The sequence below is a fragment of the Hydrogenophaga sp. UC242_50 genome (genome assembly GCF_042697355.1).
In the GTDB taxonomy this organism is placed as follows: Bacteria; Pseudomonadota; Gammaproteobacteria; order Burkholderiales; family Burkholderiaceae_C; genus Hydrogenophaga.
Window position 1 is genome coordinate 4988357 of sequence record NZ_CP170553.1, and the last position, 17914, is coordinate 5006270.

A 17914-nucleotide genomic window follows, 5' to 3' on the forward strand; every position below is an offset into this window, starting at 1 on the left:
AAGCGCTCAGCGCTTGCGGTGCAGCCACCAGGCCAGCGTGCCCTGAACGAACACCAGGGCGGCGTAGGTGGCGATCTTGCCGTCACGGCCAAAGAACACCAGCCCCGCCAGCAGCACCACCACACCCGCCACGACCAGCATGAAGGCCTCCAGGCCGGCGCCCTGCGCCGCACGGCCGGCGCGGCGGAAACGGGGCACCGTCCACAGGACCAGGGCCATGAAAACGGCAGGGGCGATGAAGCCGGCGATGTGCCCGAGGAAGGCCAAAGGCGTCATTCGAAGCGGGCGGCGGCGTGCATAAGGGTTCAATTTTATAATCACCCCATGTCTGTCTGGGCCCTCGGCATCAACCACAACACGGCTCCGCTCGATCTGCGGGGCCGTTTTGCGTTTGCGCTCGACCAGATCCAGCCCACTTTGCACGGCTACCGCCAGAGTCTGGCGCGCCAGCCCGAGGCCACGCTGCTGTCCACCTGCAACCGCACCGAGCTGTACGGCGCGGGCGACCAGTCGGCGGTGGACCCCACCCTGGACTGGCTGGCGCAGACCGGCGGCGTGAGCGGCCAGGTGCTGCGCGACCACGCCTACATCCTGCGCGACGACCAGGCCGCGCGCCATGCCTTCCGCGTCGCCAGCGGCCTGGACAGCATGGTGCTGGGCGAAGCCCAGATCCTCGGCCAGATGAAGGACGCGGTGCGCGCCGCCAGCGACGCGGGCGCCCTGGGCACCACCCTGCACCAGCTGTTCCAGCGCTCGTTCGCCGTGGCCAAGGAAGTGCGCAGTTCCACCGAGATCGGCGCCCACTCCATCAGCATGACCGCCGCCGCGGTGCGCCTGGCGTCGCAGCTGTTCGAAGACCTGCGCGACATCAAGGTGCTGTTCGTCGGCGCGGGCGAGATGATCGAACTGGCCGCCACCCACTTCGCGGCCAAGACGCCCAAGGGCATGGCGATCGCCAACCGCACACTGGAGCGCGGCGAGAAGCTCGCCAGCCGCTTCGGCGCGCAGGTGATGCGGCTGGCCGACGTGCCCGACCGCCTGCACGAGTTCGACGCCGTCATCAGCTGCACCGCGAGCACGCTGCCCATCATCGGCCTGGGCGCCGTGGAACGCGCGCTCAAGAAGCGCCGCCACCGGCCCATGTTCATGGTCGATCTGGCGGTGCCGCGCGACATCGAGGCCGAGGTCAAAGCCCTGCCCGACGTCTACCTCTACACCGTGGACGACCTCGCCACCGTGGTGCAGACCGGCAAGGACCACCGCCTGGCTGCCGTGGCGCAGGCCGAGGCCATCATCGACGCGGGTGTGCTCAGCTTCATGCACTGGATGGAGCAGCGCGACCCGGCCCACGGCGTGGTGCCGCTGATCCAGCAGATCAACGCCCAGGCCGACGAATGGCGCGCCGTGGAAATGGCGCGCGCCCGCCGCCTGCTGGCCAAGGGCGAGCCGGTGGAAGCCGTGCTGGAAGCGCTCTCGCGCGGCCTCACGCAAAAAATGCTTCACGGCACCCTGGCCGAACTGCACACCGGTGACAGCACCACACGTGCCGCCACCGCGCAGACCGTTTCGCGGCTGTTCCTGCGCGACGAACCGCTCAAACCCCCGCGCAACGCGCAAAACTAGCTGACCCGGCCCGCGCACGGCGTTGCGGGCCCGCGCCCGTGTCGGCGTGCAGGGTCTCCGTGCCCCACCATGAAACCCTTCGTCCGTGACACCCTGCTGCGCCAGCGAGCCCGACTGCACGAGCTCGATGCGCTGCTGTCCGCGCCCGACGTCGTCGACCAGATGGATCGCTTCCGCGCGCTGAGCCGCGAACACGCCGAGGCCTCCACGGTGGTCGAGGTGTTCAACCGCTATCTCCAACGCGAGACCGACCTGGCGACGGCGCGGGAAATGCTCGACGACCCTGACATGGCCGAGATGGCGCAGGAGGAAATCCAGAGTGCCGAGGCCGACCTGGCGCAGCTGGACATCGATTTGCAGCAACTCTTGCTGCCCAAGGATCCGGACGACGAGCGCAACGCCTTCGTCGAGATCCGCGCCGGCACCGGCGGCGACGAGTCGGCCCTGTTCGCCGGCGACCTCGCCCGCCTGTACACGCGCTACGCCGAAAAGCAGCGCTGGCAGGTGGAGACCGTGAGCGAGTCGCCCAGCGAGCTCGGCGGCTACAAGGAAGTGGTGCTGCGCATCGCGGGCCCCGGAGCCTATGGGCGGCTGCGTTTCGAGTCCGGCGGCCACCGGGTGCAGCGCGTGCCCGCCACCGAGACCCAGGGCCGCATCCACACCAGTGCGGCCACCGTGGCGGTGATGCCCGAACCCGACGAGACCCAGGCGGTGCAGCTCAACCCGAGCGAGTTGCGCATCGACACCTTCCGCGCCAGTGGCGCGGGCGGCCAGCACATCAACAAGACCGACTCCGCCGTGCGCGTGACCCACCTGCCCACCGGCATCACCGCCGAATGCCAGGACGGCCGATCGCAGCACAGCAACAAGGCCAAGGCGCTGCAGGTGCTCACGGCGCGCCTGCAGGAAAAAGACCGCAGCGAGCGCGCAGCCGCCGAAGCCGCCACGCGCAAGGGCCTGATCGGCAGCGGCGACCGCAGCGACCGCATCCGCACCTACAACTTCCCGCAGGGCCGCCTGACCGACCACCGCATCAACCTCACGCTGTACAAGGTGCTGCAGGTGATGGAAGGTGATCTGGACGAGGTGATCCACGCCCTGCAGGTCGCGCGCGGCACCGAGCTGCTGGCCGAGCTCGAACAACGCAACGGCGCATGACCACCACGCTGCGCGAAGCCCTGACGCACCTGCAGCGCGACGGCCTGGACCGGATCGACGCGCAGATGCTGCTGCTGCTGGCCCTGCAGCGCAGCCCCCACGACCGCGCCTGGCTGCTGGCGCACGACGGCGACGCGATGGACGCCGAGGCGGCCGCCCGCCTCGCGGCCCTGGTGCAACGCCGCCGGCACGGCGAGCCCATGGCCTACCTGCGCGGCGACCAGGAATTCTTCGGCCTCACGCTCCAGGTGGACCCGCGCGTGCTCGTGCCACGGCCCGACACCGAAACCCTGGTGAGCTGGGCGCTGGATGTGCTGGATGCGCTGCCGGCAGCCGCCCGCGTGCTCGACCTGGGCACCGGCAGCGGCGCCATCGCACTGGCCCTCAAGGCCCAGCGCCCGGGCGCCGTGGTCTCGGCCACGGACGCCAGCCCCGATGCGCTGACCGTCGCCCGTGCGAACGCCGATCGGCTGGGCCTGGCGGTGGATTTCCACCTCGGGCACTGGCTCACCGCGGTGCCGGCACAGCACTTCGACCTGATCGCCAGCAACCCGCCCTACATCGCCGAAGGCGACGCCCATCTGGCGGCGCTCGGCCACGAGCCCGGCTCGGCGCTGACCGCCGGCCCCGACGGCCTGGACGACATCCGGGCCTTGGTGTCCACCGCGCCCGCCGCCCTGAACCCGGGAGGCTGGCTGCTGCTCGAGCATGGGCACGACCAGGCCGGAGCGGTGCGCAGCCTGCTCCAGGCGGCCGGCTTCACACAGGTCGGCAGCCGCGCCGACCTCCCGGGCATTGAGCGCTGCAGCGGCGGCCAGTGGCCGCAGCGGCGATAATGTGAGCCGTTTCCGGGTCTCTCCAGACCCTTCCGCAGAAGGACTTTCAGCCATGAGCGACGCGCAAACCCGAATCGACCAGCTGGTCAAATCCCACGACATCGTGTTGTTCATGAAGGGCAACGCGAGCTTCCCCATGTGCGGCTTCTCCGGCCGTGCGATCCAGATCCTCAAGGCCTGTGGCGTCGAGACGAAAACGCTGACCACCGTCAACGTGCTCGAAGACGACGGCATCCGCCAGGGCATCAAGGAATACAGCAACTGGCCCACCATCCCGCAGCTCTACGTCAAGGGTGAGTTCATCGGCGGCTCGGACATCATGATGGAGATGTACCAGTCCGGCGAACTGCAACAGGTCATCAACGGCGAAGCCTGATCCCGTTCTCCTCTCGTGCGCCAGCCAGGGCCACCTTCGGGTGGCCTTGTTGTTTCTGGTGCGCGATTTCGCACACCTCGTGCCCATCTTTCGGAATGCGGTGACTTTGCCGGGCATTTCTGCATTGAGGTCGGGCATGTTGTGTGCTTGAATGAAATCGCCACCGAACCTCAAGGAGAATCGCATGAGCTCTCGCAGCCTGGTCGCTTCACCCTCCCTCGGTCTGCCCATCGCCCAGATGCGCAGCGTGTTCAGCGCCGACGACGTCGAGCGCAAGCTGGCCCACCTGCAAGCCAGCGGCAACGAACGCGACTACGAAAGCCTTCGAAACACTTGGCAGCGCATGCTGGAGCGCGGTCCCCAGCGCTTCGCGGTCAAGCCCTCGGGCGTGCCCGACATGGCACCGCTCTACGACCTGCTGCCCAATTTTGGTGAAGTGCTCGACGATGTGAAGCGCCACGTGGCGCTGAGCCAGGACAGCCGCGACAGCCTGGAAGTCACACCCATCCTGCTGCTGGGCCCGCCCGGCGTCGGCAAGACCCACTTCGCGCGCCAGCTCGCCGACCTGCTCGGCACGAGCATGAGCCTGGTGCCCATGAGTTCCATGACGGCCGGCTGGCTGCTCTCGGGCTCGTCCTCGCAATGGAAAGGCGCCAAGCCCGGCAAGGTGTTCGAGGCCCTGGTGGATGGGCAGTACGCGAACCCGGTGATCGTGGTGGACGAGATCGACAAGGCGGCTGCGGACGCGCAGTACGACCCGCTGGGTGCGCTCTACAGCCTGCTGGAACACGACACGGCGCAGAGCTTCGTCGACGAGTTCGCGGAAGTGCCGATCGACGCCAGCCAGGTGATCTGGGTCACCACGGCCAACCACGAGCGCGGCATCCCCGAGCCCATCATGAACCGCATGAACGTGTACGAGATCTCGCCGCCCTCACCCGAGGCCGCGCGCAAGATCGCGGCCCACCTCTACCGGGGAATTCTGGGGGAGCACGACTGGGGCCAGCGTTTTGACCCCGAACCGGCCAACGACGTGCTGGATTTGCTGGCGACGCTCGCGCCGCGGGAGATGCGCCGCGCGCTCGTCACCGGCTTTGGCAATGCGCGGCTGGACAACCGCTATCGCATCGAACCCGAAGATCTGCCTCGCGCGGGCGCGGGCAAAGGCCGCATCGGCTTTCTTCAGTAAACGGCCTGGCGCGCTCAGGCGTCCGGGTGGGCCCAGTTCCTGGCCGCGGCATAGACCGCGTTCGGGTACTCGGCGCGGCCCCGGCTGCCGTTGTAGCGGCCGAGCGCCAGGAAGGTGTCACCGCGTTCGCGGTCCAGGTAGTGGCGCAGGATCACGCAGCCAAACCGCAGGTTGGTCTGCATGTTGAAGAGCCGGCTGGCATCGCCGTCGCCGATCAGGCGCGACCAGAACGGCATGATCTGCATGTAGCCCCGAGCGCCCACGCGCGAAATGGCAAACTTGCGGAACGCGCTCTCGACCTGCACCAGCCCCAGCACCAGGGTGGTGTCCAGCCCCGCGCGCCGGGTTTCGTACCAGAGGGTCTGCAGGAACTCGATGCGGGTCTGGAAATCCGGCTTGCGGCGCTGCAGCCGGTCGCTGGAAGCGCCCAGCCAGCGCAGATAGGCCAGGCGTTTTTCCAGGTCGGTGAACTCGGGCACGGGCGGCGCGCTGTTGGCGATCGCAGCGCTCAAGGCACCGCGCACCGAATCGGCCAGGGGCTCTTCCAGTTGGCCGCCGGCGTGCGCGACCGGGGACAGAGAGCCCAGGCCCAGCGCGCCGGCAGCCAGCAGGCAGTCGCGGCGCGACCAGACCAGCGGCTTCATGCGCCCAGCTTGCCCTTCAGGAGCGCCACCACCTCGCCCAACGCCACCTGGGTGGCGGCGGCATCGCGGCGGTGCTGGTATTCCACCTGCCCGGCCTTGAGGCCGCGGTCGCCGATGGTGACGCGGTGCGGCACACCGATGAGCTCCCAGTCCGCGAACATGGCGCCGGGGCGCTCGCCCCGGTCGTCCAGGATCACATCCACGCCAGCCGCCAGCAGCTCGCTGTACAGCTGTTCGGCGGCGACCTTCACCTCGGGGCTGCGGTCCATGCCGATGGGGCAGACCACCACCGTGAACGGCGCCAGCGCGTCGGGCCAGATGATGCCGCGTTCGTCGTGGTTCTGCTCAATCGCCGCGGCCGGCAGGCGCGTGATGCCGATGCCGTAGCAGCCCATCTCGAAATGCGCGGGCTTGCCGTCCTCGCCCAGGAAGGTGGCGTTCATGGCCTTGCTGTACTTCGTGCCCAGGTAGAACACGTGGCCGACCTCGATGCCACGCTCGATCGCCAGCACGCCCTGGCCGTCGGGCGAGGCATCGCCTTCGACCACGTTGCGCAGGTCCGCCACCAGGGTCGGCTCGGGCAGGTCGCGGCCCCAGTTCACACCGGTCATGTGGAAGTCCGGCTCGTTGGCCCCGCAGATCCAGTCCGCCAACACGGCCACCTCGCGGTCGACCACGAGATTCACCGGCTTCTTCAGGCCGATCGGGCCCAGGTAACCTGGCTTGCAGCCGAAGTGCGCATCGATCTCGGCGCCGGTGGCGAACCGGAAGCCGGCGTTGAGCCCCGGCACCTTGGCCACCTTGACTTCGTTCATGTCGTGGTCGCCGCGCAGCAGCAACAGCCAGACCTGGCTCTTGGCGACCTCGCCCGCCTCGTCGAGTTCGTCGGTGCGCAAACACCAGCGATTTCACCGTGGTGGCCAGAGGCACGCCCAGCAGCGTCGCCACGTCGGCGCAGGTGGCCTTGCCGGGCGTGGGCGTCTTGACCATGGGGTTGGCTGCCGCGGGGCGCGGTCCAGCCGGCGCCAGCGCCTCGGCCTTTTCCATGTTGGCGGCGTAGTCGCTCGCCGGGCAGTAGACGATCGCGTCTTCCCCGGTCGCGGCGATCACCTGGAATTCCTCGCTCAGATCGCCGCCGATGGCGCCGCTGTCGGCCGCCACGGCGCGGTAGCGCAGGCCGAACCGGTCGAAGATGCGCCGGTAGGCCGCGGCCATCACCTGGTAGCTCAGCTTGGCTGTCGACTCGTCCCGGTCGAAGCTGTAGGCGTCCTTCATGATGAATTCGCGGCCCCGCATGAGGCCGAAACGCGGGCGCCGCTCATCACGGAACTTGGTCTGGATCTGGTACAGGTTCTTGGGCAACTGCTTGTAGCTGCGGAAATCCTGGCGCGCAATGTCAGTGCGCAGCTTCCTCACTGGTGGGTTGCACCACGAAATCTCGGTCGTGCCGGTCCTTGATGCGCAGCAGCTCGGCCCCCATCTTGTCAAAGCGCCCGGTTTCCTGCCAGAACTCCGCCGGCTGGATCACCGGCATGGTGAGCTCCACCGAACCTGCCCGGTTCATTTCTTCGCGCACGATGGCCTCCACCTTGTGGATCACGCGCAAGCCCATGGGCATGTAGCTGTAGATGCCAGCGCCGAGCTTCTTGATCATGCCGGCGCGCGTCATCAGCTGGTGGCTGACGACTTCCGCGTCGGCCGGGGCTTCCTTGAGGGTGGAAATCAGGAACTGGGAGGCTTTCATGGGCGAGCTGGGTTCTGCCGCGAGGCAGTGTTGCGGTACATCGGAGGTGGGAACCGGGAGAACGGCGCATCCGGCGATCTGGACGGCCCACCTGCGCCCGGAGATGCAACAGGTGTGTGATCACTTCGCAACTTGCATGCCGCGATGCATAATGAACACAGTTTAAAAATTTGGGGTTGATTATGCTTGACAGAGAAGGCTTCAGGCCCAATGTCGGCATCATTCTGCTCAACCAGCGAAACCAGGTGTTCTGGGGCAAGCGCATCCGCTCACACTCCTGGCAGTTTCCGCAAGGTGGCATCGACAGAGGCGAGACACCTGAGCAGGCGATGTACCGCGAGTTGCACGAGGAAGTCGGGCTCATGCCCGAGCACGTGAGCATCGTCGCCCGCACGCGCGACTGGTTGCGCTACGAAGTGCCGGACCGCTTCATCCGCCGCGATGCACGCGGCCACTACAAGGGGCAGAAACAGATCTGGTACCTGCTGCGCCTCGTGGCGCAGGACTGGAACCTGAACCTGCGCGCGACCAGCCATCCGGAGTTCGACGCCTGGCGCTGGCACGACTACTGGGTACCGCTCGACGTGGTCGTGGAGTTCAAACGAGGCGTCTACGAAATGGCGCTCACCGAACTCTCGCGCTACCTGCCCAAGAACGACACCCGCAACCGCTACCTGCGCGGTGGCTCCCGCCACCGCCACGACGAAAGTCCCGAATCCTCGTCCCTGTCGGCCCCACCGCCGGGCCTGGAACTGCCCCCGGGCGCCAGTTTTGATCCCGACCCGCAGAGCGGCTCCCGCTCTGCCCACATCGAACACAAATGACTTCTGCCCGCCACCGGTTGCCGCGATGCCTGTCCGTCGCAGCGGCCCTGATTTCGTTTCTGGGTTTCAGCCCTGCATTGCAGGCCCAATTGCGAGACGACCCGGACGCCCCTGCGTGGCAGGAAGCGGCGGTCAAGCCGCCGCCCACTTTCAGCATCGACCAATTGCAGGCCTTCGAGGTCTCAGCCGGTACGGCGTTGAGCTACGGTATCGACCCCAAGACCTTGAGCGTGGGCGAGGACGGTGTGGTGCGCTATGTGCTGGTCGCCCGCAGCTCCAGCGGGGCGCTCAATGTGCTGTACCAGGGCCTGCGTTGCCAGACGGCCGAAGTCAAGACCTATGGACGCTGGAACAACAACGCGTCCAGCTGGAACGTCAACGCCAAGGAAGCATGGCAAGAGCTGTCGTTCTCCGGACCCACCCGCCCCGCCATGTTGCTGGCACGGGCGGGCATCTGCGAAGGCCGAACCATCAACGGCAGCGCGCAGAAAATCCTGCACACCCTCAAACACGGCCGCCCGGAAACGCGCTGAGCGGGCCCGGGGGCGCTGGCCTTAGCCGCGCGCCAGGACGAGGTTGTCGCGGTGGATCATTTCGGGTTCAGCCACGTAACCCAGCAAACGCTCGAAGTCCTGCGATGACTTGCGGCAGATGAGCCGGGCCTCGCTGCTCGCGTAGTTGGCGAATCCGCGCGCCACTTCGGCCCCGCGCGCATCGCGCACCGCGATCACATCCCCTCGGGAGAACTCGCCGTCGACGCCCGTCATGCCGATAGGCAGCAGGCTCTTGCCTTCGCCCACGATCTTGCCGACCGCGCCATCGTCCACCACGACGGCGCCACGCAACTGCAAATGATCGGAAATCCAGCGCTTGCGCGCCTGGTGCTTGGGTGTCTGGGCCACGAGGCAGGTGCCGATGGCTTCACCCGCCGTCAGTCGCAACAGCACGTCGGGCTCGCGGCCCCAGGCGATGACCGTGGAGGCCCCGGAACCGGCGGCGCGTTTGGCGGCCAGTATCTTGGTGATCATGCCGCCCTTGCCAATGCCGCTGCCCGCGCCGCCCGCCATGGCTTCCAGGCGTGCATCGCCAGCGCGGGCCACGTGAACAAACTGAGCGGAAGGATCGCGCCGGGGATCGGCCGTGTACAAGCCCTTCTGGTCGGTCAGGATCACGAGCACGTCGGCCTCCACCAGATTGGCCACGAGCGCGCCCAGTGTGTCGTTGTCGCCAAACTTGATTTCGTCGTTGACGACGGTGTCGTTCTCGTTGATCACCGGCACCACGCCCAGCTGGAGCAATGTCAACAGGGTCGAGCGGGCATTGAGATAACGTTCACGGTCCGCGAGGTCGGCGTGCGTCAACAGCACTTGCGCGCTGCCGACGCCACAACCGCGCAGCTTGGTCTCGTACATCTGCACCAGGCCCATCTGCCCTACGGCCGCCGCAGCTTGAAGTTCGTTGATCTCCTTGGGCCGCACGGTCCAGCCCAGGCGTTTCATGCCTTCGGCCACCGCGCCGCTGCTGACCATGATGACCTCACGCCCCTGCTGCACCAGGGCCGCCAATTGCTGACTCCATTGCCCGATGGCTTCTTCGTCAAGGCCGCGGCCCTCGTTGGTCACCAAGCTGGAACCCACCTTGACCACGATGCGGCGAGCGGTCTTGAACACGGCCGCCGGGGCCATGCCATGCACATTCATTGAATCAACAGGCGGAGAAGTCGAGGCGGTGTCCATGGGTGGGCAGAATCGAAATCAGAGGGTGTCCGGACCATTCACGAAACGGGGATCCACATCCACAGGCGCTTGCATCGACTGATGCACCTGCGCGATGTGCTGGTAGATCTTCTGCACCAGCAGTTCGCAACCCTCGCGGGTAAGCGCTGAAATTTCGAAGACGGGCCCCTTGTATTTCAGGCGTTTCACGATGTCCTTGACCCGGGCCTCCCGCTCCTCGGTGGGCACCATGTCCAGCTTATTGAGCACAAGCCAACGAGGTTTCTCGTACAGCTTCTGATCGAATTTCTTCAACTCCGCCACGATGGCCTTGGCCTGCGCGACAGGATCGACCCCTTCATCGAAGGGCGCCACATCCAGCATGTGCAGCAGCAGGCGCGTGCGTTGCAGGTGCCGCAGGAACTGGTGTCCCAGGCCAGCGCCCTCCGACGCCCCTTCGATCAGCCCGGGTACATCGGCCACCACGAAGCTCTTCTCCGGCCCGACGCGGACCACACCCAGATTGGGATGCAAAGTGGTGAAAGGGTAGTCGGCGATCTTGGGGCGCGCGTTGGAGATGGCCGCGATCAAGGTCGACTTGCCCGCGTTGGGCATGCCCAGCAAGCCCACATCGGCCAGCACCTTGAGCTCCAGCTTCAGGCTACGCTTCTCGCCGGGCCAGCCGGGCGTCTTCTGACGCGGCGCGCGGTTCGTCGAGCTCTTGTAGTGCATGTTGCCGAAGCCACCATCGCCCCCCTTGGCGATCGTCACCTGTTCACCGGGCTGCAGCAACTCGAACAGCACTTCGCCGGTCTCCGCATCCGCGATGATGGTGCCGACCGGCATCTTGAGCACGATGTCGTCGCCCTTGACGCCAAACATGTCCGAACCCTTGCCGTGTTCGCCGCGATGCGCTTCGAAGCGGCGGGTGAACCGGAAATCCACCAGGGTGTTCAGGCTGGCGTCCGCCACGGCGTACACATCGCCACCACGGCCACCGTCGCCGCCGTCGGGCCCCCCGAACTCTTTGTATTTTTCATGCCGGAAAGATGCGCAGCCATTGCCGCCATCGCCCGCAGCGACATCGATCGTGGCTTCGTCCACAAATTTCATGACATGCTTTCCAGGAAGGAACTGCTAGAGAAGGGCCAAACAAAAAGCCCGCACGGGCGGGCCTTTTGCATTCAACGTATCACATGTGCCTCATCGCACTGCACCGATTTTTCAATCTTGCAGCACGGGAGCACGCCCGCTCAGACAGGGGTGATGCTGACAACCTGACGGTTCAGCGCGCCTTTGATGGCGAAGCTCACGTGCGATCGACCGTTGCAAAAATGGTGTGGTCCTTGCCCACGCCCACGTTCATGCCGGGGTGGAATTTGGTACCGCGCTGACGCACGATGATCGAGCCAGCACTGACCAGCTCGCCACCAAACGCCTTCACGCCGAGCATCTTGGGCTTGGAATCGCGCCCGTTTCGCGTTGAGCCGCCGCCTTTTTTCTGTGCCATGTTGACTTACTCCTCAGGCTGCGATCGAAGCAATCTGCAGTTCGGTGAAATTCTGACGGTGCCCTTGGCGCTTCTGGTAGTGCTTGCGACGGCGCATCTTGAAGATGCTGACCTTGTCGTGCCTGCCGTGGGCCAACACCGTGACCGTGACCGTTGCGCCGGAAACCAAGGGAGTGCCAACCTTGATATCGGTGCCGTTGCCGACAGCGAGTACCTGGTCAAACACGATCTCTTGGCCCACATCCGCAGCAATCTGTTCTACTTTAATTTTTTCGCCAGCAGCAACACGATACTGTTTGCCACCGGTTTTTATGACCGCGTACATATGAACCTCTTTAAAAATTCCACGAATGGAAGCTCGGCGGACCCAATTCCACCAAGCCCTAGATTTTAGCATGTGCCCGGAAAACCGGCAAGCGGCTGGCATGCTACCGCCCTCGCGGCTCCCTGGCGCGGCCATTTTCAGAGGGCCTGGGGCACCGTTCCTATAATCCCAACCCGGCCCGACACCCCCTACCGATCCCGCGTTTCCACCTTGACCACCCCCATCAATTCCCCCGCCAGCCCCTTGGAGCTGATCCAGCCCGACATGCAGCGGGTGGACCAAGTCATCAGCGAACGCCTGACCACCGAGGTACCGCTGGTCCGGGAAGTTGCCCAGTACATCATCTCGGCGGGCGGCAAGCGCTTGCGCCCGGCCTTGCTGCTGCTGGTCAGCGGCGCGATCAACAGCCAGAACCCCCAGCGCCACACGCTGGCGGCCGTCGTGGAGTTCATTCACACCGCGACCCTGCTGCACGACGACGTGGTGGACGAGTCCACCTTGCGCCGGGGGCGCGAGACCGCCAACGAGCGGTTTGGCAATGCCGCCAGTGTGCTGGTGGGTGACTTTCTTTACTCCCGCGCCTTTCAGATGATGGTGGACATCAACGACATGCGCGTGATGCAGGTGCTGTCCGACGCCACCAACGTGATCGCCGAAGGCGAAGTGCTTCAACTCATGAACATGCACGACGCCACCATCGACGAGGCCGCGTACCTGCGCGTGATCCGCTCCAAAACGGCCAAGCTGTTCGAAGCCAGCGCCCGCTTGGCGCCCATCCTGGCGGGCACGGATGCCCATACCGAGGCCCTGTGCGCGGAGTACGGGCAGGCCCTGGGCACTGCCTTTCAGGTCATCGATGACGTGCTCGACTACGAGGGCAGTGCCGATGAACTGGGCAAGAACCTGGGGGATGACCTGCGCGAAGGCAAGGTCACGCTGCCCATCATTTGCGCCCTGCGTTCCGGCTCCGAGGCGCAGAAGGCGCTGCTGCGTCAGGCCATCGAACAGGGCGACGTGGCGCACCTCGATGCCATCAGGGACATCATTCTTCAAACGGGTGCCCTGGATGCGGCTCGGGTCAGTGCGCACGCGGAGGCCCAACGGGCAATCGAGGCCGCCAAGCAACTGCCGGTCAATGCCTACAGCGCAGCTTTGCTACAATTGGCGGCTGGCCTGCTTGAGCGTCGATCTTGAGCAGCCACGGAAGGCCAACGGCCTTCAGACGATCGACCATTTTCGGTCCATCGGGGTGTAGCTTAGCCAGGTAGAGCGCTACGTTCGGGACGTAGAGGCCGGAGGTTCGAATCCTCTCACCCCGACCAGTTTCCCCCTTTCAGACATTGCCGTTCAGACCGAGCCAACGACCGGCCGGTCGGATTTCGCGTCCTCGATACAACGGCCAGCGGGGGAATCCGCATTTCCGACACAAGTTGCCTCAATAATGGCGGGCAAGTCCTTGATTTACGATAAATAGAAATCTATGGCGTCCGTCGAAACCGTCCCCCAGGAGACCCCGTCCATGGCCTTGCCAGGCCTGGGCCGCGCGCTCGTGTCTGCGGGGAAGCTTGGCCAGAAGGCGGCTGAAGATCTTTATCGCAAAGCACAAAGCGGCCGCTCCAGCTTCATCGCAGAGCTGACCGGCTCAGGGGCTGTGTCCGCTTCGGATCTGGCCCACACCATGTCGGTGGCGTTTGCCGCGCCACTGCTCGATCTGGACGCGATCGACGTGCAACGCCTGCCCGCCGGCCTGCTCGATCCCAAGATCTGCAGCGACTACCGCATCGTCGTCCTGAGCAAACGCAACAACCGCTTGATGGTGCGCACGGCCGATCCAGCCGACCAACAGGCCGCCGAGAAGATCAAGTTCGCGACCCAGATGGGCGTGGACTGGGTGATTGCCGAGTACGACAAGCTCAGCAAACTGGTGGAGACCCAGACCACCAGCGTCAACGACACGATGGACAACATCATCGGTGGCGAGTTCGAGTTCGACGAGGCGGCCACTGAGACGAGCGTGAGCGACGTGACCGACAAGGCGTCGGAGGTCGACGACGCGCCCGTGGTCAAGTTCCTGCACAAGATGCTGATTGACGCATTCAACATGCGGGCATCCGACTTGCACTTTGAGCCTTACGAGCACAACTACCGGGTCCGTTTTCGGGTGGACGGCGAACTGCGTGAAATTGCGTCGCCGCCGATCGTGATCAAGGACAAGCTGGCGTCGCGGATCAAGGTGATCTCCCGCATGGACATCTCGGAGAAGCGTGTGCCCCAGGACGGGCGCATGAAACTCAAGATCGGACCGGACCGCGTGATCGACTTTCGGGTCAGCACCCTGCCCACCTTGTTCGGCGAGAAGATCGTGATCCGTATTCTGGACCCGAGCAGCGCCAAGGTCGGCATCGATGCCCTGGGCTACGAACCCGAGGAAAAAGAGCGGCTGTTGAACGCGATCAGCCGGCCATACGGCATGGTGCTGGTCACCGGCCCCACGGGGTCGGGGAAAACGGTGTCGCTGTACACCTGCCTGAACATCCTGAACAAGCCAGGCATCAACATTTCCACGGCGGAAGATCCGTCGGAAATCAACCTGCCGGGTGTCAATCAGGTCAACGTCAACGAGAAGGCGGGCCTGACCTTCGCGGCGGCCCTCAAGGCATTTCTGCGCCAGGATCCCGACGTGATCATGGTGGGTGAGATTCGCGATCTCGAAACGGCGGACATCTCGATCAAGGCCGCACAAACCGGTCACATGGTGCTGTCCACCCTGCACACGAACGACGCGCCGACCACACTGACGCGGATGATGAACATGGGCATTCCCACGTTCAACATCGCCTCCAGCGTGATCCTGATCACCGCCCAGCGGCTGGCCCGTCGCCTGTGCGCCACCTGCAAGGCGCCGCTGGACGTACCGCGCAAGGCCCTGGTGGACGCCGGATTCAAGCCGGAAGACCTTGATGGCACCTGGACGCCCTACAAGCCCGTGGGGTGCTCGGCCTGCAACAACGGCTACAAGGGCCGCGTCGGCATCTACCAGGTGATGCCCATTTCGGAAGAAATCCAACGCATCATCCTGCGTGGTGGCAGCGCGCTCGACATTGCCCAGCAGGCCGGCAAGGAGGGCGTTCGCACGCTGCGCGAATCGGGTCTGCTCAAGGTGAAGCTGGGCATGACTTCGCTGGAAGAAGTGCTCAGCGTGACCAACGAGTGATGCAGTTCCAGACACAAGGCTCAGAGGGATAGAGGGACACCATGGCAACCGCAGTATCCAAGAACGTCAAGGACGCCGTCTTCGAGTGGGAGGGCAAAGACCGCAACGGCAAGACCGTGCGTGGAGAAACACGGGCCGCGGGAGAAAACCAGGTGTTGGCTGCGCTGCGGCGCCAGGGCATCGTGCCCGGCAAGGTCAAGAAGCGCCGCATGAGTTCGGGCAAGCGCATCAAGCCCAAGGACATTGCCATCTTCACGCGCCAGCTGGCCACCATGATGAAAGCCGGTGTGCCCCTGCTCCAGGCGTTCGACATCGTCGGCCGGGGCAACGCCAACCCCAGCGTCACCAAGCTGCTCAACGACATCCGCACCGATGTGGAAACCGGCACCTCGCTGAGTTCGGCGTTTCGCAAACACCCGTTGTACTTTGACAGCCTGTACTGCAACCTCGTGGAAGCCGGTGAAGCCGCCGGTATTCTGGAGGAGTTGCTGGACCGCCTCGCCACTTACATGGAGAAGACCGAGGCGCTCAAGTCCAAGATCAAGTCGGCGCTGATGTACCCGATCGCCGTGATCATCGTGGCCTTCGTGGTGGTGACCATCATCATGATCTTCGTGATCCCCTCGTTCAAGGAGGTGTTCTCCTCCTTCGGCGCCGATCTGCCCGCGCCGACCCTGTTCGTGATCGCGATAAGCGAGTTCTTCACCGAGTACTGGTGGTTGATCTTTGGCGTCCTCGGTGGCGGCTTCTACTTTTTCATGCAGGCCTGGCGGCGCAATGAGAAGGTGCAGCGGTTCATGGACCGCCTGCTGCTCAAGCTGCCGATCTTTGGTCCATTGATCGAAAAATCGGTCATCGCCCGCTGGACGCGCACGCTGGCGACAATGTTCGCGGCGGGCGTGCCCCTGGTGGAAGCACTGGACTCGGTGGGTGGTGCATCGGGCAACTCGGTCTACGCCATCGCCACCGAACGGATCCAGCAGGAGGTGTCGACCGGCACCAGCCTGACCAACGCCATGACCAACGCCAACATCTTCCCATCCATGGTGCTGCAGATGTGCGCCATCGGTGAGGAGTCGGGCTCCATCGACCACATGCTGGGCAAGGCCGCCGACTTCTATGAAGCCGAGGTCGACGACATGGTGGCGGGCATCTCCAGCCTGATGGAGCCCATCATCATCGTTGTGCTGGGGACCGTCATTGGCGGTATCGTGGTGTCGATGTACCTTCCCATCTTCAAGCTGGGCCAGGTGGTTTGATGCTGGCGGAAGCGGGCGTGCCGGGCGCGGCGCTGCTGGGCTTGCTCGGCTTGTTGGTGGGCAGCTTTCTCAATGTGGTGATTCACCGCCTGCCCAAGATGATGGAACTGCGCTGGGCGGCCGAATGCGCGGATCTTCAGAACACGGTAGAGAATCCGGCAGCGGCCTCACCAGAAGCTGAAACATTCAACCTGATGGTGCCGCGCTCGCGCTGCCCGCATTGCGGACATCAGATCCGCTGGTTCGAGAACATCCCGGTGTTCAGCTACCTCGCGTTGCGCGGCCAATGCAGCCAGTGCAACGCGCCGATCAGCGTACGCTATCCGGCGGTAGAGTTGACGGCCGCGGTCCTGTTCGCCTGGTGCGGGTGGCAATGGGGGCTGGGCTGGGAGGCCCTGGCCTGGTGCGGCTTTTCTGCGGCGGTGCTGGCACTCGCGTGCATCGACTGGGACACCACGCTGCTGCCCGACGACATCACCCTTCCCTTGCTGTGGGCCGGCCTGTGCGCAGCAGGTCTGCGACTGACAGGCACCGCGCTCCCGGACGCTCTCTGGGGGGCTGTGGCAGGCTACCTGTCGCTCTGGCTGGTGTACTGGGCCTTCAAGCTGATCACGGGCAAGGAAGGCATGGGCTACGGTGACTTCAAGCTCTTCGCCGCCTTCGGCGCGTGGTTCGGCTGGCAAGCGTTGATCCCGGTGATCTTGATGGCCTCGGTGATCGGTGCCGTGGTGGGCATCGCCATCAAACTCAAAGGCAACCTGCGCGAGGGAGGCTATGTGCCTTTCGGCCCCTTCCTGGCATTGGCCGGCTTGACCTCGATGGTCTTTGGCCCTTCGGCCATTCTGGCCGCCATCGGCCTGTGAGCCAGACGCCTCACAGGCCGCCCCTGCGGCTGGGACTCACCGGTGGCATTGGCAGTGGCAAGAGCACGCTGGCGCGCCTGCTGCAGGCCCGTGGCGCCGGTGTGATCGATGCCGACGCCATCTCCCGCCGCAGCACCGAAGCCGGCGGCGCCGCGATGCCCGCCATCGCACACACCTTTGGCCCGGCATTCCTGGCTCCAGATGGCGCCCTCGACCGGCAGCGCATGCGCGATCACGTGTTCGCACACCCCGAAGCCCGCCACACGTTGGAGCACATCATCCATCCGCTGGTGGGCGCGGAAATCCAGCGCCAGGCCCAGGCATCGGCCTCTGCCTGTCTGGTGTTCGATGTGCCTCTGCTCGTCGAGTCCCCACGCTGGCGGCCTCAGCTGGACCGCGTGCTGGTGGTCGACTGCTCGCCCACCACGCAGATCCGCCGCGTGAACGCTCGCAGTGGATGGGACGCCACCACCACCGAAGCCGTGATGCGCAACCAGAGTCCGCGTGCCTTGCGCCTGGCCGCGGCCGACCTCGTGGTCTTCAACGACGCCGACGACCTGGCCCTGCTGGAGCGCGCCGCTGAGGCCCTGGCCAAGCGGTTCGGGCTATGATGAACCCCCACCCGCCGCTCCGT

General features: G+C 65.2%; 17 protein-coding genes, 1 tRNA gene and 2 pseudogenes. 13 read left to right on the forward strand and 7 right to left on the reverse strand.

Annotation, left to right across the window (positions count from 1 at the left end):
• Nucleotides 1–6: 6 nt before the first annotated feature.
• A complete protein-coding gene (locus ACFJGX_RS25425) occupies nt 7–276 on the reverse strand; it encodes a hypothetical protein (RefSeq protein WP_382327302.1) in 270 nt (89 codons plus the stop codon).
• Nucleotides 277–324: 48 nt separating this feature from the next.
• Here ACFJGX_RS25425 and hemA point away from each other — a divergent pair, with 48 nt between their 5' ends.
• From hemA to ACFJGX_RS25450, 5 genes are all read left to right on the forward strand, one after another.
• Nucleotides 325–1623: a glutamyl-tRNA reductase gene (gene hemA / locus ACFJGX_RS25430; RefSeq protein WP_382327304.1), complete on the forward strand. Its 1299-nt coding sequence runs from the start codon at nt 325–327 to the stop codon at nt 1621–1623.
• Nucleotides 1624–1692: 69 nt separating this feature from the next.
• The gene (prfA, locus tag ACFJGX_RS25435; protein ID WP_382323380.1) at nt 1693–2781 is read left to right on the forward strand and encodes a peptide chain release factor 1; all 1089 of its coding nucleotides are present in this window, start codon (nt 1693–1695) and stop codon (nt 2779–2781) included.
• Entirely contained in the window at nt 2778–3617 is an 840-nt protein-coding gene (gene prmC, locus ACFJGX_RS25440; protein WP_382323379.1) for a peptide chain release factor N(5)-glutamine methyltransferase, read from the forward strand. The genes prfA and prmC overlap by 4 nt, the downstream gene beginning before the upstream one ends.
• Before the next feature lie 52 nt (nt 3618–3669).
• A complete protein-coding gene (grxD, locus tag ACFJGX_RS25445) occupies nt 3670–3993 on the forward strand; it encodes a Grx4 family monothiol glutaredoxin (RefSeq protein ID WP_291114910.1) in 324 nt (107 codons plus the stop codon).
• Between the two features lie 184 nt (nt 3994–4177).
• Complete coding sequence (locus tag ACFJGX_RS25450) at nt 4178–5182, forward strand: AAA family ATPase (protein WP_382323378.1); 1005 nt, start codon at nt 4178–4180, stop codon at nt 5180–5182.
• Between the two features lie 14 nt (nt 5183–5196).
• On the opposite strand, the gene ACFJGX_RS25455 is transcribed toward ACFJGX_RS25450, so the two are convergent.
• Both ACFJGX_RS25455 and ACFJGX_RS25460 read right to left on the reverse strand, forming a co-directional pair.
• Nucleotides 5197–5826 (reverse strand): lytic transglycosylase domain-containing protein, encoded by a 630-nt coding sequence (locus ACFJGX_RS25455; protein ID WP_382161318.1) that lies wholly within the window; start codon nt 5824–5826, stop codon nt 5197–5199.
• Nucleotides 5823–7570, reverse strand: a pseudogene (locus ACFJGX_RS25460) (proline--tRNA ligase). The gene ACFJGX_RS25455 and the pseudogene ACFJGX_RS25460 overlap by 4 nt, the downstream one beginning before the upstream one ends.
• A gap of 182 nt (nt 7571–7752) precedes the next feature.
• Between ACFJGX_RS25460 and ACFJGX_RS25465 the strand changes: the two are divergent.
• Nucleotides 7753–8394 (forward strand): RNA pyrophosphohydrolase, encoded by a 642-nt coding sequence (locus ACFJGX_RS25465; RefSeq protein ID WP_291114902.1) that lies wholly within the window; start codon nt 7753–7755, stop codon nt 8392–8394.
• Nucleotides 8391–8927, forward strand: coding sequence for a CNP1-like family protein (locus tag ACFJGX_RS25470; RefSeq protein ID WP_382323377.1), 537 nt, complete (start codon nt 8391–8393; stop codon nt 8925–8927). Before ACFJGX_RS25465 ends, ACFJGX_RS25470 begins: the two co-directional genes overlap by 4 nt.
• 21 nt (nt 8928–8948) lie before the next feature.
• Here ACFJGX_RS25470 and proB read toward each other — a convergent pair whose 3' ends face one another.
• The 4 genes and pseudogenes from proB to rplU form a co-directional block, all read right to left on the reverse strand.
• On the reverse strand, nt 8949–10079 hold the full coding sequence (gene proB, locus ACFJGX_RS25475) for a glutamate 5-kinase (RefSeq protein ID WP_382328809.1): 1131 nt from the start codon (nt 10077–10079) through the stop codon (nt 8949–8951).
• A 69-nt stretch (nt 10080–10148) separates the two neighbouring features.
• On the reverse strand, nt 10149–11222 hold the full coding sequence (gene cgtA / locus ACFJGX_RS25480; protein ID WP_382323376.1) for an Obg family GTPase CgtA: 1074 nt from the start codon (nt 11220–11222) through the stop codon (nt 10149–10151).
• Nucleotides 11223–11362: 140 nt separating this feature from the next.
• Nucleotides 11363–11619, reverse strand: a pseudogene (rpmA, locus tag ACFJGX_RS25485) (50S ribosomal protein L27).
• A 13-nt stretch (nt 11620–11632) separates the two neighbouring features.
• Nucleotides 11633–11944, reverse strand: coding sequence for a 50S ribosomal protein L21 (gene rplU / locus ACFJGX_RS25490; protein ID WP_382161335.1), 312 nt, complete (start codon nt 11942–11944; stop codon nt 11633–11635).
• A gap of 264 nt (nt 11945–12208) precedes the next feature.
• On the opposite strand from rplU, the gene ACFJGX_RS25495 reads away from it, so the two are divergent.
• From ACFJGX_RS25495 to coaE, 6 genes are all read left to right on the forward strand, one after another.
• Complete coding sequence (locus tag ACFJGX_RS25495; protein ID WP_382325896.1) at nt 12209–13138, forward strand: polyprenyl synthetase family protein; 930 nt, start codon at nt 12209–12211, stop codon at nt 13136–13138.
• 51 nt (nt 13139–13189) lie between these two features.
• A tRNA-Pro gene (locus ACFJGX_RS25500) sits at nt 13190–13266 on the forward strand.
• A gap of 158 nt (nt 13267–13424) precedes the next feature.
• Complete coding sequence (gene pilB, locus ACFJGX_RS25505; RefSeq protein ID WP_382327305.1) at nt 13425–15158, forward strand: type IV-A pilus assembly ATPase PilB; 1734 nt, start codon at nt 13425–13427, stop codon at nt 15156–15158.
• 41 nt (nt 15159–15199) lie between these two features.
• Nucleotides 15200–16417 carry a type II secretion system F family protein gene (locus tag ACFJGX_RS25510; RefSeq protein ID WP_291121454.1) on the forward strand — a complete coding sequence of 406 codons (1218 nt, stop codon included), beginning with the start codon at nt 15200–15202 and terminating at the stop codon, nt 16415–16417.
• Nucleotides 16417–17280: a prepilin peptidase gene (locus ACFJGX_RS25515; RefSeq protein WP_382323375.1), complete on the forward strand. Its 864-nt coding sequence runs from the start codon at nt 16417–16419 to the stop codon at nt 17278–17280. The genes ACFJGX_RS25510 and ACFJGX_RS25515 overlap by 1 nt, the downstream gene beginning before the upstream one ends.
• A complete protein-coding gene (coaE, locus tag ACFJGX_RS25520) occupies nt 17277–17891 on the forward strand; it encodes a dephospho-CoA kinase (protein ID WP_382323374.1) in 615 nt (204 codons plus the stop codon). The genes ACFJGX_RS25515 and coaE overlap by 4 nt, the downstream gene beginning before the upstream one ends.
• The last annotated feature ends 23 nt before the right edge of the window (nt 17892–17914 follow it).